We start from the raw sequence: 13568 nt of genomic DNA, 5'->3' as shown, positions 1-13568 counted from the left end.
TGGATCCATGACCACTTCCCCCCGTGTGCTCGCGCACCCTCCGCAGTCCGATCGACTCCGCAAGGGCGACGGGCTCGTCATCGGTCTGCTGATGGCGTCCACGTTCCTCGTGCTCCTCAACGAGATGCTCCTCGGCGTGGCCCTGCCGACCCTCATCGTCGACCTCGGCGTCAGCCCGTCCGCCGGGCAGTGGCTGACGACGGGCTATCTGCTGACCCTGGCGGTCCTGGTTCCGGCGACCGGCTTCATCATGCGTCGCTTCCACCTGCGCACGATCTTCCTCACCGCGCTGTCGGTGTTCATCGTCGGCACGGCCCTCGCGGCGGCGGCTCCGGGCTTCGAGGTGCTCCTCGTCGGACGTCTCGTGCAGGCGGCGGGGACGGCTGTCTTCGTGCCGCTGCTGATGACGACGGCCATCCGGCTCGTCCCGGAGTCGCGGCGAGGCCGGATCATGGCGATCGTCACGGCGGTCCCGGCCCTCGCACCCGCGGTGGGCCCCGCCGTCTCGGGCCTGGTGCTGACCTACCTGCCCTGGCGCTGGCTCTTCCTCCTCGTGCTGCCGCTCGCGGTGATCGCGCTCCTCGCCGGAGCGATGAAGCTGACGAACATCACCGCACCCGAACGGGCATCCCTCGATCTGCTGTCCCTGGTCCTGTCCGCCCTCGGCTTCGGGGGGCTCGTGCTCGGTCTCTCCCTGATCGGGGAGTCCGCCTCCGGCCACGCGCCTCTGCCTCCTCTCGTCCCTGCCCTGATCGGGGTGGTGGGCGTGGGGGCGTTCGTCCTGCGTCAGGTGTCGCTCCGTCGACGGGGGAACGCGCTTCTGGACCTGCGCATCTTCCGGAGCAGGACGTTCGTCGTCGCCCTGGTGATCATGCTGTTCGTCGCGATGAACGGCTTCGGTGTCGCCCTCGTCCTCCCGTTCGTCCTGACAGGAGCTCTGGGGCTGAGCGCGCTGTCGGTCGGCCTGTTCCTGCTTCCCGGCGGCATCGTCATCTCGGCCGTGTCCGCGCTCGGTGGCCGCGTCTACGACCGGTTCGGCCCCCTGCCCCTCCTGATCCCCGGATCGGTGATCTGGGCGGCGAGCATCTGGTTCCTCAGCACCCTGTCCGATGCCGACAGCGTCTGGACGTACCTGACCGGGTACCTCGTGATGATGGCGGCCCAGGCGATGATGTGGGGTCCGGCGACGACGCTGGCGCTGGGGGCCCTCCGCCCGGAGCTGTACCCGCACGGGAGTGCCGCCTTCACGACGGTGCAGCAGCTCGCGGGCGCGGCGGGCGGCGCCGTCCTGGTCTCCGCCTACACGATCGGCTCGAACGCTGCGGACCCGGCGCGGCTGACCATCGCCGAGACCGTCTCCGCGGGACAGGGCGCCCTCGTGACGGCCGGTGTCATCGCCGTCGCGGCGATCCTCGGCACGCTGTTCATCGGGCGGAGTCGCCGGGAGCCCCTGCCCGAGGACGTCCCCTCCCGGTGAGGGACTGCGGAGACCCCGCCTTCGATGGAGGGAGTGTCAGGGCGTCCGCCGTCCGAGTGGGCCCGCCCTCGGTGCGGAACACTTCCATTAGTGTGAAGGTCGGGTCGAGAGGACGGGAGTCATCATGCGGATCGGGGAGCTGGCGAAGAAGACGGGGGTGCCGGCGCGCATGCTCCGCTACTACGAGGAGCAGGGGCTCATCTCGCCTCAGCGCCTCGAGAACGGATACCGCGACTACGGGGACCACCTGGTGGACCGGGTGAACAAGATCCGGGGTCTCGTCGACACCGGCATCCCCTCTCGCATCATCATCGACATCCTCCCGTGCCTCGATCAGCCGCAGACGATCGTCGTGCGCGATCCCGAGCCCGGACTCCTCGACCTGCTCACGGAGGAGCGGGACCGGATGACGCAGAAGATCGACTTCCTGCTTCAGAACCGCGACTCCCTCTCGCGGTACATCGACGCTCTGGACGTCGCGCTGCAGGCGAAGACGGCGCGCGCGAGCTGACTCCGAGCATCCGCCTGCCGCGGCCGGGGGCGGGGCACGCGGACCCGTGGTCGTCGCCCCCTCGGCGTCCCGTCGCCGTGCTCGGAATCGGCGACCGGGCCCTTGACATTGCCATTAGTGAGAACGTTGCACGATGGAGCCATGACCAGCTCGTCCTCCTCCGCCCGCACCGGCATGCTCCTCGGCCTCCAGTTCGGCAACGGCTACGGCTCGCAGCCGGACTCCTGGCGGATGCCCGGGGTCGACCCCGCCGGGTACACCGACTTCGATGCGATGGCGCGCCACGCTCGAGCCGCCGAGCGCGGCCTGATCGATTTCCTCTTCCTCCCGGACGGACTCGGGCTCGACGACGACATCGAGCACCACCCGCCGAAGTTCTCGATGGAGCCGATCCTCACGCTCGCCGCCGTCGCCCGGGCGACCAGCCGCATCGGTCTGGTGATGACGGCGTCGTCCACCTACAACGACGCCTACTCCCTCGCCCGGCAGCTGAAGACGCTCGACGTGATGAGTCACGGCCGCGTCGGCTGGAACGCGGTGCCCTCCAGCGGAGATCTGGCCGCGGGCAACTTCGGCAGGGCGGCGCTGGAGCGCCAGGAGAAGTACGAGCGTCTGCACGAGATGGTGCAGATCATGCAGGGGCTCTGGGGCAGCTGGGGAGAGGACGCCTGGATCAAGGACGCCGAGACCGGACGCTTCGCCGATGCGTCGAAGGTGCGCGCCGTGAACATGGCGGGGCGCCACGTCGCCTCCCGCGGACCCCTGGCGATCCCCCCTTCGGAGCAGGGGCAGCCGGTGATCTTCCAGGCCGGCGGCGGCGGCAACGGGGCAGCCGTCGCAGGGCGCTACGCCAACGGAGTCATCGGCGCCACCTTCAGCATCGACGACGCCCGGGCGCAGCGCACGATGCTGCGCCGGGCCGCCGCCGAAGCCGGGCGCGACCCCGACGAGGTGAAGTTCTTCGCCGGAGTGATGCCCGCCCTCGGACGCGACCGCCGCGACGCCCTCGACCGGCGCCTCCTCCTCGGGCGGGACACCCTCCCGCAGCGCGTGCCCTACCTCGGCCTCATGCTGAACCTGCGCCTGAGCGAGGAGCGACTCGCCACGCCCCTCACCGCCGCCGAGCTCGCCGCAGCGCGCCCCAGCCCCGGCGACCCCCGCGCGGGACGCGCTCTCGAGGTCGCCCGGGAGGGCTGGACCGTGCGCGAGATCCTCGCCCACGGCGTCATCGACTACCACCCGACCCCGGTCGGATCGGCGGCGGACATCGCCGACCACCTGCAGGAGTGGTACGAAGCGGGCGCCGTCGACGGCTTCTGGGTCTCGGTCGACGTCTACGAGGACGGGATCGACGCCTTCGTCGACCAGGTCGTCCCCGTCCTGCAGGATCGCGGCCTCTTCCACCACGAGTACGAGGGCACCACGCTCCGCGACCACCTCGGTGCTCCTCACCAGTACGGCCTCGACCCTCGCCTCTCCTGAGGGCGACGGGTCCTGCGACCCGCCCCTGCGGCGCGGTCCAGTGCGCCGACCAGCACCACGACCACGACCACGACACGACCACCACGACCACCACACGAAGGAGACGGACATGAAGCGCATCGGCATCATCGGCAGCGGAGACATCGGAAGCGGGATCGCCCGCCTGACGGTCGCTGCCGGCCACGAGGTGCTCATCGCGAACTCGCGCGGACCGGAGTCGCTCCGCGACCTGATCGACGAGCTGGGTCCGCAGGCCCGGGCCGGCGACGCGCTCGAGGCCGCGGAGTTCGGCGACATCACGGTCCTCGCCGTGCCGCTGGCTGCCTACGAGGCGCTCCCCGAGGGCGCCCTCGCCGGGAGGACCGTGCTCTCCACCGGCAACTACTACCCCCACCGCGACGGACGCATCGACCGCCTCGACGCACTCGAACTGACGACCGCCGAGCTCGAGCAGGAGCTCCTGCCCGGCGCGGTCATCAGCAAGGCGTTCAACAACATCGTCGCTCACCACATCCCCACCCTCGCCGGCTCGTCGCCCCGCACGGCCCTGGCTGTCTTCGGCGACGACGACCAGGGCAAGGCAGCCGTCTCGGCGCTGGTCGACGACCTCGGCTTCGAGCCGGTCGACGCGGGGACGCTGGCCGAGTCGTGGCGCACCGAGCCCGAGTCCGGCGCTTACACGCGCCTCTACGCCGCCGACCCCGAGGGCTTCGCGAAGGACTACCTGGCGGACCGGGGCGCGCCCGTGCCGGCGGACCGGCTCCGGGACCTGATCGCCGCGTCCCACCGCGCGGACGTCGCCGCTCGGACGTTCTGAGCGGACGGAGCAGCCGGCCGGGCGAGGGCGCGCCGGTGAGCGAGGGAGAGGACCACCCCGCCCGCCCGACCGGGCGAGGCGAGCGCCGCGGTCACGCCGAGCTGATCGGCGCGGACGTGCGCGGCACGAGCGCACATGCCTCCGTCCTCAGCCGGCCGAGCCGTGACTCGGTGCTGCCGCTCCACGCTGGACCGGGCGCGCCGCTGGTCGCCGCCGCTGGTCGCCCTGCTCGGCGTCCGTCCCGCCGGCGAGGCGACCCCGCAGACTGCCCGCCGTCCTCTGTCAAGCCACCGCGGCGCCCCAGGAGCACTGCCTAGCCTCGGAGCACGGCGGCGCCTGCCGGCCGGGGGAGGACATCGACATGCGGATCGCGATCGTCGGAGCGACGGGCAATCTGGGCACGGCGCTGCTGCGGCGCCTCGAGGGGGAGGAGGCGGCGGAGGTCGTGGGGATCGCGCGGAGAGCGCCCCGGCCCGACTCCTCCGAGTACCGGGGAGCGACGTGGAAGGAGATCGACGTGGCGTCGAGCGCGGCGCCGCGGCAGCTGCGCGAGGCGTTCGCGGGTGTCGACGCGGTGGTGCACCTCGCCTGGGCGATCCAGCCGAGTCACGATCCGGCGTTCCAGCGGCTCGTCGACGTGGGAGGCACCGCGAAGGTGCTCGAGGCGGCCGCCGACAGCGGGGTCGGCCAGGTGCTGATCGCCTCCTCCGTCGGCGCGTACAGTGCGGCGCCGAAGTCGGAGCGGGTCGACGAGAGCTGGCCCACCGGGGGTCTGCACACGTCGACGTACAGCATGCACAAGGCCGCGAACGAGCGTGCGCTGGACGTGTTCGAGGCCGCGCATCCGGAGATCGTCGTCACGCGGCTGCGGCCGGGGATCGTGTTCCAGAAGGCTGCGGCGACCGAGATCGCCGGGCTCTTCGCGGGGCCCCGTTACCCGACGCGATGGCTCGGAGCGATCCGGCCACCGGTGCTGCCGTTGCCGCGCACGATGATCTTCCAGGCCGTGCACGCGGACGACGTCGCCGACGCCTTCTGGCGGGCGATCGACCGCCGCGCAGGCGGGGCGTTCAACATCGCGGCGGAGTCGGTGCTCACGCCCCAGCGGATCGCGGACCTCGTCGGCGCGCGCTGGATCCCGGCGCCGACCGGCCTGATCCGCTCGCTCGTCACCGCCACGTGGCACCTCCGGATCCAGCGGACGGACGCGGGATGGATCGACATCGCGACGAACGTGCCGGTGATGTCGACGGAGCGGGCGCGCGAGGTGCTCGGGTGGGAGCCGACGCGCACGGCCGAGGACGCGTTCCGCGAGCTGCTGTCCGGGCTCGCGGACCGGTCGACGAAGGCGGGATCCCCGCCGCTGCGAGGCTGAGGGAACACGGAAGGGCGGCGGATCCGCGGATCCGCCGCCCTTCCGGCGTGAGAGGGAGAGGCTAGGCCTGTCCGTTCTCCTGCACTGCGTGCTTGGCTTCGCGGGCCGAGTCCTTGACGTCCTCGGTCGCGGACGTGCCGGCGTCCTTGACGTTCGCGGCGGCGTCGGTCGCGGTCTCCTTGACGGAGGCGAAGGCCTGCTTGGCGGGCTCCTGGAGCTCGCTCGCGGCCTCCTTCGCGGCGTCGGTCACCTTGTCGACGACCGGCTGAGCCGACTCCTTGACCTTCGAGGCCGCCTGCTTCTCGGCGCTGGACGCCGGGATGAGGGAGGCGACGAGCAGGCCCGCGCCGAGCGCGATCAGGCCGACCGCGAGCGGGTTGCCCTCGGCCTTCCCCTTGACCGAGCCGGCGGCGCCCTTCACGGAGTCGCCCGCGCCCGAGACGGAGTCGGTCGCGTCGTGGACGCTGCCCATGACCCGGTCGCGGACCGAGCCCACGGCGTTCTTCACCTTGTCGGTCTGGCGCTGCGCGATGGCGTGGGGGCTGACCTTCTCGGCCAGCGCGTCCACATCCGTGCCCAGCTCCCCGCGGGTGCGCTCGATGTCGGCGCGGATCTCGTCCGCGGTCTTGTTCTGTGCTGCGTCGTACGTCATCGTCCTGCCCCGTTCGGCTTGAGTGATTCGGGAATCTTCTTGAGGGAGTCGACCGTCTCGGGAGCGCCCTCCACCTGCTTCAGGCTCTTTCGCCCGATGGAGTAGAGGACCGCGGCGATGATGCCCCAGATCACCGCGACGACGACGGCGGACCAGCCGTTGTCGATCAGGTGGCCCAGGCCCCACCAGAGGGCGATCGAGAGGAACAGCACGGCCATGGCGCCGGCGTACCCGGCGCCGCCGAGGAGGCCGGCTCCCTTGCCCGCCTTGCCGGCGGATTCCTTGATCTCGGCCTTGGCGAGGGCCATCTCCTGACGGATCAGGGTGGAGAGATCGCGGGAGACCTCGCCGAGCAGATCGCCCAGCGACGTGGTGGCGGCGCGTTCGTCAGGGGTCGGCTCGCCGAACCCGGCGCGATGCGCTCCGGTCGGATCGCTCACAGCCGGCCTCCGCCCGGGAAGGTGTCACCGCTCGAGTAGGTGCCGCCGGTCGATGTCGGCGGCACGCTGAGCGGGTCGGCGATCGGCTCGGTCGGCAGGTGGTCGCGCTCGAGGGAGCTGCCACCGGTGGTGCCGGTGTAGGTGCTGCCCGGGTAGGCGGTGTCGAGGGTCGACGCGCTCGGGGCGGCGAACTCGGGGCCGGACGTGGAGGCGGCGGCCTCCTTCTCGTCCTTGGCCTCGGAGGTGAGGGCGCGGATCAGGCGACCTCCGACGAGGCCGGTGGCCGCGGCGATGAGGATGAAGGCTCCCGGACGGCGGCGCGCGAAGGACTTGACGTCCTCCAGCAGCTCGGCGGGCTCGCGGTCCTCGAGCCAGGACGCGACGCCCTGGGCGCGGTCGGCGAGCTGCGAGACGAGGTTCGTGGCGGCGTTGCTCCCGCCCTCGCCGTTGGCGAGCGACGTGAGGTCCTGGCTGAAGGCGCGGACGCCCTTGGCGGCGTTGTCCTTCTGGGCGTGCGCCTGCTCGGTCAGCTGGCCGCGGCTCTGGTCGAGCAGGTCCTTGACCTGGACCTTCGCCTCGTGGGCGACGTTGGCCGCCTCGTCCTTGCCCGTGGAGAGGACGTCTCCGGCAGCCTGCTTCGCGTCGCCGGCGACGGAGCCGGCCTGCTCCTTCGCGGTGCCCGCGGCCTGCTTGGCGGTGTCGACCGCCCCGGAGGTTCCGGAGCCGCTGGTGGTCCCGGTGGTCGTCGTGGTGTCGTAGCTCGCCTCGGTCGCGCCGTAGTTGGCCGCGCCGTTGCCGAACGGAGGTGAATCGGGATCGATGGTGGACATCGTCAGTCCCTTCCAGGATCGAGTCGGGGGATGGTGGGTGCGCCGCCCTCGCCGATCGGGTGGGACCGGTTCGTGCGGCAGTGGCCAGTCTGGGCAGGGGGCGGGAGCAGCGGAAAGGGCGTAGCGCTCGAGGCTCGAACGGGGCTACCATCGCGCCCCCGCCCGCGGCGGGACGCCGATGTCGACGCCGACCTGCGCCCCCTCGGAACAGACTGCGACGAGGCCGTGAAACGCCTGTGGAACCTGCCTGTCCTGTCCGGCCGAGCGGACCAGTCAAGCCCCTTCTGGCCCGCGAACAGGGCTGCCTACGGTCGAGAGGACACGGGGTCGCACCCGCCCGAATCTGTGAGGAAAGGGAACCACCAGCATGTTCTTCCACAAGCAGGAATTGCAGTTCACGTCGTCGCCCTCGAAGCCCGACGCGGTCTTCGCGAGGAGGTTCCAGGAGGTGCTCGGCGGGCAGTACGGAGAGATCTCCGTCGCCATGCAGTACGGCTTCCAGGCATGGAATTCCCACGAGCCCGGCAAGTACCGCGACCTCCTGTTCGGCATCGGGGCGGAGGAGTTCGGCCACGTCGAGATGATCGCCGTGATGATCGCGCAGCTGCTCGAGAAGGCGCCGATCGAGCAGTCCGAGGACGCGATGAAGAAGGATCCCGTGCTCGCAGCGGTCATCGGAGGCACCGACATCCAGCACGCGATCGTCGCCGGCGCCGGCGCCCGCCCGGTCGACAGCATGGGCAACCCGTGGCAGGGCTCGTACATCACCGCGAGCGGCAACCTGCTCGCCGACTTCACCGCCAATGCGAACGCCGAGATGCAGGGCCGCCTCCAGGTGGCGCGGCTGTACCACATGACCGACGACCACGGCGTGCGCGACCTGATGTCGTTCCTCCTGGCCCGCGACACCATGCACCAGAACCAGTGGATGGCGGCCGCCGCGGAGCTGCGCGCCGAGGGCAAGGAGGACCTGCCGGTGCCCTCGAACTTCCCGCTCGCGAACGAGGAGCGGTCGGTCTCGTACCAGTACCTCAACTTCTCGGACGGCAAGGCCGCCGCGGAGGGCACCTGGGCCTCGGGCCCGACGCCCGACGGCAAGGGCGAGTTCAGCTACCACGACGGGCCCACGACCAGCGCTTCGATGCCGCCGGCCACCCAGCCGGACCCGCGCTTCTACGGCTCCGACCCGAAGCCGAACATCGTCGAGAAGGTCACCGGCGCCGTGAAGGACGCGGTGAGCAAGAAGTGAGCGTCCGACGGATCGCCGGGGCGCTCGGCGCCTCCGCGCTGATGCTCGGCCTGCTGGCCGGCTGCACGGGGGACGCGCAGACGCCGAACCAGTCGGGGAGCGCGGTGCCCACCAGCGCCGACGACGGCTCGACGCAGACGCCGACGAACCCGCCGTCGGACACTCCGGCATCCGAGACGGCGACGCCGGCCACCTGACGCGACCAGGGGGAGGAGCTTGGCCCTCCGGACGGCGGGACGCAACCCCCTCCCCCTGTTCAGGTGGCCGCGAGCTTCGGTGCCTAACGTCGTCCTCAACGATCAGTGAAGGAGGCACCACCTATGGGGCTCGATGACAAGATCAAGAACGCCGCTCAGGACATCGCCGGAAAGGCGAAGGAAGCCGTCGGCGACCACAACAACGACAGGGACCTGAAGGCCGAAGGCCAGAAGGACCAGACCGCCGCGTCGACCAAGAAGGTCGGCGAGGACGTCAAGGACGTCTTCAAGTAGGCAGTCGCTCACGTCGGCGGCGCTCCCCTCGCGGGGGCGCCGCCTTCGTGCTTTAAGGCCCCCACTTGCTGGTCGAGTAGCCGCGCAACGACGTATCGAGACCCGCGTCCGCCCGGGGTTCGGTAGCCGGTGGATCTCGATACGCCCTCTACGAGGGCTACTCGATCAGCAGGGGGGGCCGCCTCTGTCCAGGGCGGCCCGGCGGGAGTGGGCGGTCGCTGTCGCCGTTGCTGGTCGAGTAGCCGCGCAGCGGCGTATCGAGACCCGCGTCCGCCCGGGGTTCGGGAGTCGGTGGATCTCGATACGCCCTCTGCGAGGGCTACTCGATCAGCGGAGAGGGGGCGGCGGGAGTGGGCGGGTGCCGTCCCTTGCTGGTCGAGCAGCCGCGTCTCGAGGCCCGCGTCCGCCGAGGCCTACGGCTGCAGGACGACCTTGATGCAGCCGTCCTCCTTCTTCTGGAACGTCTCGTAGAGGCCCGGCGCGTCCTCGAGCGGCGCGTGGTGCGTGACGAGGTCCATCACGCCCAGCGGGTCGCTCGGGTCCTCGACCAGCGGCAGCAGCTCGTCGATCCAGCGCTTCACGTTGCACTGGCCCATCTTCAGCGTGACCTGCTTGTCGAACATCGACTTCAGCGGCAGCGGGTCGGCCTCGCCGCCGTACACGCCGCTGAGCGACACGGTCCCGCCGCGGCGCACCAGTTCGAGCCCGCCCTGGATCGCCGCGAGCCGGTCGACTCCGACCGTGTCCATCGCCTTCCGAGCGAGCGGATCGGGCAGCAGCCCGGCCATCGACTGCGCGAGCGAGCCGACGGGCGAGCCGTGCGCCTCCATGCCGACCGCGTCGACGACGGAGTCGGGGCCGCGGCCCTCGGTCAGATCGCGCAGCTCGGCGACCACGTCGTCGGTGAGGTCGAACACCTCGACGCCGTGGCGCGCCGCCATGGCGCGGCGCTCGGCGACCGGGTCGATGGCGAGCACCCGGAAGCCCTTGTGCACGCCGATGCGGGCGGCGAACTGACCGACCGGGCCGAGCCCGTAGACGGCGAGGGTGCCTCCCTCCGGGACCTGCGCGTAGTCGACGCCCTGCCACGCGGTGGGCACGATGTCGCTGAGGAAGAGGTAGCGGTCGTCGGGCAGATCGGTGCCGACCTTGACCGTGTTGTAGTCGGCGAGCGGCACGCGGAGGAACTCCGCCTGTCCGCCGGGGACCTGGCCGTACATCTTCGTGTAGCCGAAGAGCGCGGCACCCGACTGGTACTCGGTGACCTGCGTCGTCTCGCACTGCGACTGCAGTCCTCGGCGGCACATGAAGCACTCGCCGCAGGCGATGTTGAAGGGGACGACGACGCGGTCGCCGACCGACAGCGAGGTCACTCCGACGCCCACCTCCTCGACGACGCCCATCGGCTCGTGGCCGAGGATGTCGCCCTTGTCGAGGTACGGGCCCAGGAGGCGGTACAGGTGCAGGTCCGAGCCGCAGATCGCGGTCGAGGTGATCCGGACGATCGCGTCCGTGGGCTGCTGGATGCGGGGGTCGGGGACGGTCTCGACCGAGACCTTCTCGATGCCCTGCCACGTGAGTGCGCGCATGCTTGCTCCGTTCTGACCGGCGCTCGCCGGTCGTGCCCCTCCAGGCCACACCGTGGGGGCGGGAGCTGTCACGGGGTTGACGCCTCGACGCCGGCATCGTCGGCGGATACTCGGACGGGTGGGGTGCGGATCCTCGGGCGGCGAGCAGCGCGCACTGGGAGGACGTGCATCCGGCGTTCACCCCGCACACGGGTGCCGAGTGGTGTGATGGGGGGATGGAAGCTCTCTACACCGCTATCGCCCACGCCTCCGGTGGAGGACGCGACGGCCACGTCCGCACCGAGGACGACCGCCTCGACCTCGACACCCGCCCGCCCCAGGAGCTCGGCGGCTCCGGGGACGGCACCAACCCCGAGCAGCTCTTCGCGGCCGGGTACTCGGCCTGCTTCCTGGGCGCACTGCACGGCGCCGGTCGCGAGCTGAAGATCGACACGACCGACGCCGCCGTCTCGGCGAGCGTCTCGATCGGCAAGAACGACGACGGCGGGTTCGGCCTCGCGGTCGAGCTCGACATCCACGTGCCGAACGCGACCCCGGAGCAGGCGCAGGCCGTCGCCGACAAGGCGCACACGCTGTGCCCGTACTCGAACGCGACCCGCGGCAACATCCCGGTGGAGCTGACGATCGTCTCCTGAGGACGCGTTCGTGCGACGGCCCCTGCTCCCGGCGGAGCGGGGGCCGTCGTCGTCGGTGGTCCGTTAGGGTCGGGGCATGACCGAGGACACGTCGCGCGAGGAGTCGGAGGCCCGGGCCGAGCTCGAGCAGATCCGGCAGAGCATCGACAACATCGACGCCGCCCTGATCCACCTGCTCGCGGAGCGCTTCAAGTTCACGCAGAAGGTCGGCCGGCTGAAGGCGGCGCACGGACTGCCTCCCGCCGACCTCGACCGCGAGGCGCGTCAGATCGCACGACTCCGGGCGCTCGCCGAGGAGTCGCACCTGGATCCGGCGTTCGCGGAGAAGTTCCTCGGCTTCATCGTCGCGGAGGTCATCCACCACCACGAGCAGATCGCGAGCGGCGCGGAGGGCTGAGGCGCCTCCGGGAGCCTTCGCGCGATCTGCAGGCCTCCGCACGGTCTGCAGGGCCGCGTACGATCTGCAGGCCTCCGCCCGGTCTGCAGGGCCGGGTACGATCTGCAGGCCTCCGCCCGGTCTGCAGGGCCGCGTGCGATCTGCAGGGGTTGCGGCCTGATCCGTCTCCTCTGGTGCGGAGGGAAGGGCGTTCCGGCGCGGAACGCCTGCAGATCGTACGCGGGCTGCGCGGCCGGGTGCCGCTTCCGGAGTGGTGCCGGTGCAATCTGCAGGGGTTGCGGCCTCATCCGTCTCCTCTGGTGCGGAGGGAAGGGCGTTCCGGCGCGGAACGCCTGCAGATCGTACGCGGGCTGCGCGGCGGGGTGCCGCTTCCGGAGTCGGGCCGGTGCGATCTGCAGGGGATGCGGCCTGATCCGCATCCCTCGACGCGGAGGGAAGCGCGTTCCGGCGCGGAACGCCTGCAGATCGTACGCGGGCCGCCCAGCAGGGTGCCGCTTCCGGAGTGGGGCCGCGTGCGATCTGCAGGGGATGCGGCCTGATCCGCATCCCTCGACGCGGAGGGAAGCGTGTTCCCGCGCGCATCCCCTGCAGATCGTACGACGAGCCCGCCCGGCCTACGCCTGCGCGGGCCGCCCCAGCGCGCGCACCGAGGTGACGCGGCGGCGGGCGATCGCGGCGACCGTCAGCAGCAGGCCGAACAGCAGCCAGATCACGAGGCCCACGACCGCGCCGCCGACGCCGCCCGTGCTCTCCACCACTCCCGACAGCGCGTTCTGCGCGGCCGACAGCGGCAGGAACCCGAGGGCGTCCTCGAAGACCCCGGGTACCGTCGAGATGATGCCGGCGCCGAGTCCGATGACCGCGGCCAGCATCGCGAGGAAGCGCCCCACTCCGCCCAGCAGCGCCACGAGGCCCTGGTTCACGGAGGCGAAGGACGCGCCGACGAGCATCGAGAGCAGCGCGAACCCGACGAACGAGCCGCCGTCGAGGTCGGCGACGAACTGCATCACGATCGCGACGGCGAGGCCCTGCACGAGCCCGATCACGAGCGCGGGTGCGTAGGACGACAGTGCGAGCGCGGCGGAGGAGCGGGTCGACGACAGCGCGCGGTGCGAGAACGCGGCGAGCACCAGGAACGTCGCCAGGGCGCCGAGCCAGAGGGCGATCGTCGTGAAGAACGGCACGGAGGAGGCGCCGAACAGCGAGGTCTCGCTGCTCGCGTTCTCGACCGGGTCCGCGACCACGTCGGCCAGGTTCTGCGACTCCGACTCGGTGTACGTCGGCAGCTGGGCGACCGCCGCGTCGAGGCCCGTAGCCAGGGTGCGGGTGCCGTCGGCGAGCTGGAGGGCTCCGTCCGAGACGCCGGTCGCGCCCTCGGCGAGCTGGTCCGCTCCGTCGGCGGCGGAGGACGCTCCGGTCGAGAGCTGCGCGGCGCCCTCGGCGGCCGAGGTCGCGCCGGTCGCGAGCTGCGCGGCACCGGCGGCGGCGGATCCCGCTCCGGTCGCGAGCTGGGCGGCACCGGCGGCGGCCGAGTCTGCCCCGTCGGCGAGCTGCCCGAGTCCGGTCGAGAGCGATGTCACTCCGGTCGCGACCTGGCGGGCGCCGCCGGCGGCCCGCTCCCTG

General features: G+C 71.6%; 15 protein-coding genes. 10 read left to right on the top strand and 5 right to left on the bottom strand.

Annotated elements, in window-relative coordinates:
* Positions 1 to 7: 7 nt before the first annotated feature.
* The 5 genes from NB037_RS10720 (at position 8) to NB037_RS10700 (ending at position 5662) form a co-directional block, all read left to right on the top strand.
* A complete protein-coding gene (locus NB037_RS10720; RefSeq protein ID WP_251945641.1) occupies positions 8 to 1477 on the top strand; it encodes a DHA2 family efflux MFS transporter permease subunit in 1470 nt (489 codons plus the stop codon).
* 124 nt (positions 1478 to 1601) lie between these two features.
* A complete protein-coding gene (locus NB037_RS10715; RefSeq protein WP_251945640.1) occupies positions 1602 to 1988 on the top strand; it encodes a MerR family transcriptional regulator in 387 nt (128 codons plus the stop codon).
* A gap of 141 nt (positions 1989 to 2129) precedes the next feature.
* Positions 2130 to 3470, top strand: a complete 1341-nt coding sequence (locus tag NB037_RS10710) for an NtaA/DmoA family FMN-dependent monooxygenase (protein ID WP_251945639.1) — start codon at positions 2130 to 2132, stop codon at positions 3468 to 3470.
* A gap of 109 nt (positions 3471 to 3579) precedes the next feature.
* A complete protein-coding gene (locus NB037_RS10705; RefSeq protein WP_251945638.1) occupies positions 3580 to 4287 on the top strand; it encodes an NADPH-dependent F420 reductase in 708 nt (235 codons plus the stop codon).
* Positions 4288 to 4648: 361 nt separating this feature from the next.
* Positions 4649 to 5662 (top strand): NAD-dependent epimerase/dehydratase family protein, encoded by a 1014-nt coding sequence (locus NB037_RS10700; protein ID WP_251945637.1) that lies wholly within the window; start codon positions 4649 to 4651, stop codon positions 5660 to 5662.
* A gap of 61 nt (positions 5663 to 5723) precedes the next feature.
* On the opposite strand, the gene NB037_RS10695 is transcribed toward NB037_RS10700, so the two are convergent.
* From NB037_RS10695 to NB037_RS10685, 3 genes are read right to left on the bottom strand one after another with little or no spacing between them, the layout of a single operon-like run.
* Positions 5724 to 6314, bottom strand: coding sequence for a DUF3618 domain-containing protein (locus NB037_RS10695; protein ID WP_251945636.1), 591 nt, complete (start codon positions 6312 to 6314; stop codon positions 5724 to 5726).
* The gene (locus tag NB037_RS10690; RefSeq protein ID WP_207403404.1) at positions 6311 to 6754 is read right to left on the bottom strand and encodes a phage holin family protein; all 444 of its coding nucleotides are present in this window, start codon (positions 6752 to 6754) and stop codon (positions 6311 to 6313) included. The genes NB037_RS10695 and NB037_RS10690 overlap by 4 nt, the downstream gene beginning before the upstream one ends.
* Positions 6751 to 7584 (bottom strand): hypothetical protein, encoded by an 834-nt coding sequence (locus NB037_RS10685; RefSeq protein ID WP_251945635.1) that lies wholly within the window; start codon positions 7582 to 7584, stop codon positions 6751 to 6753. The genes NB037_RS10690 and NB037_RS10685 overlap by 4 nt, the downstream gene beginning before the upstream one ends.
* 367 nt (positions 7585 to 7951) lie before the next feature.
* On the opposite strand from NB037_RS10685, the gene NB037_RS10680 reads away from it, so the two are divergent.
* From NB037_RS10680 to NB037_RS10670, 3 genes are all read left to right on the top strand, one after another.
* On the top strand, positions 7952 to 8833 hold the full coding sequence (locus tag NB037_RS10680; RefSeq protein ID WP_251945634.1) for a manganese catalase: 882 nt from the start codon (positions 7952 to 7954) through the stop codon (positions 8831 to 8833).
* Positions 8830 to 9030, top strand: coding sequence for a hypothetical protein (locus tag NB037_RS10675; protein WP_251945633.1), 201 nt, complete (start codon positions 8830 to 8832; stop codon positions 9028 to 9030). The genes NB037_RS10680 and NB037_RS10675 overlap by 4 nt, the downstream gene beginning before the upstream one ends.
* Positions 9031 to 9153: 123 nt before the next feature.
* Positions 9154 to 9324 carry a CsbD family protein gene (locus NB037_RS10670; protein ID WP_077222734.1) on the top strand — a complete coding sequence of 57 codons (171 nt, stop codon included), beginning with the start codon at positions 9154 to 9156 and terminating at the stop codon, positions 9322 to 9324.
* A gap of 413 nt (positions 9325 to 9737) precedes the next feature.
* Here the strand turns inward: NB037_RS10670 and NB037_RS10665 are convergent, their stop codons facing one another.
* Positions 9738 to 10913, bottom strand: a complete 1176-nt coding sequence (locus NB037_RS10665; RefSeq protein ID WP_251945632.1) for an alcohol dehydrogenase catalytic domain-containing protein — start codon at positions 10911 to 10913, stop codon at positions 9738 to 9740.
* Between the two features lie 215 nt (positions 10914 to 11128).
* Between NB037_RS10665 and NB037_RS10660 the strand changes: the two genes are divergently transcribed.
* Entirely contained in the window at positions 11129 to 11548 is a 420-nt protein-coding gene (locus tag NB037_RS10660; protein WP_251945631.1) for an organic hydroperoxide resistance protein, read from the top strand.
* Between the two features lie 76 nt (positions 11549 to 11624).
* Positions 11625 to 11945 carry a chorismate mutase gene (locus tag NB037_RS10655; RefSeq protein ID WP_251945630.1) on the top strand — a complete coding sequence of 107 codons (321 nt, stop codon included), beginning with the start codon at positions 11625 to 11627 and terminating at the stop codon, positions 11943 to 11945.
* 614 nt (positions 11946 to 12559) lie between these two features.
* On the opposite strand, the gene NB037_RS10650 is transcribed toward NB037_RS10655, so the two are convergent.
* Positions 12560 to 13568 (bottom strand): ABC-2 transporter permease (locus NB037_RS10650; RefSeq protein WP_504972022.1); only part of this gene is annotated, 1009 nt, incomplete at its 5' end.

The organism is Rathayibacter rubneri, from assembly GCF_023743255.1.
Lineage (GTDB): Bacteria > Actinomycetota > Actinomycetes > Actinomycetales > Microbacteriaceae > Rathayibacter > Rathayibacter rubneri.
This window is presented reverse-complemented; position numbering and strand designations above follow the sequence as displayed.

Bases quoted from the DNA above. Each gene is read 5' to 3' on its own strand.
- NB037_RS10705 (WP_251945638.1), top strand. From the start codon at position 3,580: ATGAAGCGCATCGGCATCATCGGCAGCGGAGACATCGGAAGCGGGATC.
- NB037_RS10670 (WP_077222734.1), top strand. From the start codon at position 9,154: ATGGGGCTCGATGACAAGATCAAGAACGCCGCTCAGGACATCGCCGGA.
- NB037_RS10685 (WP_251945635.1), bottom strand. From the start codon at position 7,584: ATGTCCACCATCGATCCCGATTCACCTCCGTTCGGCAACGGCGCGGCC.
- NB037_RS10655 (WP_251945630.1), top strand. From the start codon at position 11,625: ATGACCGAGGACACGTCGCGCGAGGAGTCGGAGGCCCGGGCCGAGCTC.
- NB037_RS10695 (WP_251945636.1), bottom strand. From the start codon at position 6,314: ATGACGTACGACGCAGCACAGAACAAGACCGCGGACGAGATCCGCGCC.
- NB037_RS10660 (WP_251945631.1), top strand. From the start codon at position 11,129: ATGGAAGCTCTCTACACCGCTATCGCCCACGCCTCCGGTGGAGGACGC.
- NB037_RS10700 (WP_251945637.1), top strand. From the start codon at position 4,649: ATGCGGATCGCGATCGTCGGAGCGACGGGCAATCTGGGCACGGCGCTG.
- NB037_RS10665 (WP_251945632.1), bottom strand. From the start codon at position 10,913: ATGCGCGCACTCACGTGGCAGGGCATCGAGAAGGTCTCGGTCGAGACC.
- NB037_RS10680 (WP_251945634.1), top strand. From the start codon at position 7,952: ATGTTCTTCCACAAGCAGGAATTGCAGTTCACGTCGTCGCCCTCGAAG.
- NB037_RS10710 (WP_251945639.1), top strand. From the start codon at position 2,130: ATGACCAGCTCGTCCTCCTCCGCCCGCACCGGCATGCTCCTCGGCCTC.
- NB037_RS10720 (WP_251945641.1), top strand. From the start codon at position 8: ATGACCACTTCCCCCCGTGTGCTCGCGCACCCTCCGCAGTCCGATCGA.
- NB037_RS10715 (WP_251945640.1), top strand. From the start codon at position 1,602: ATGCGGATCGGGGAGCTGGCGAAGAAGACGGGGGTGCCGGCGCGCATG.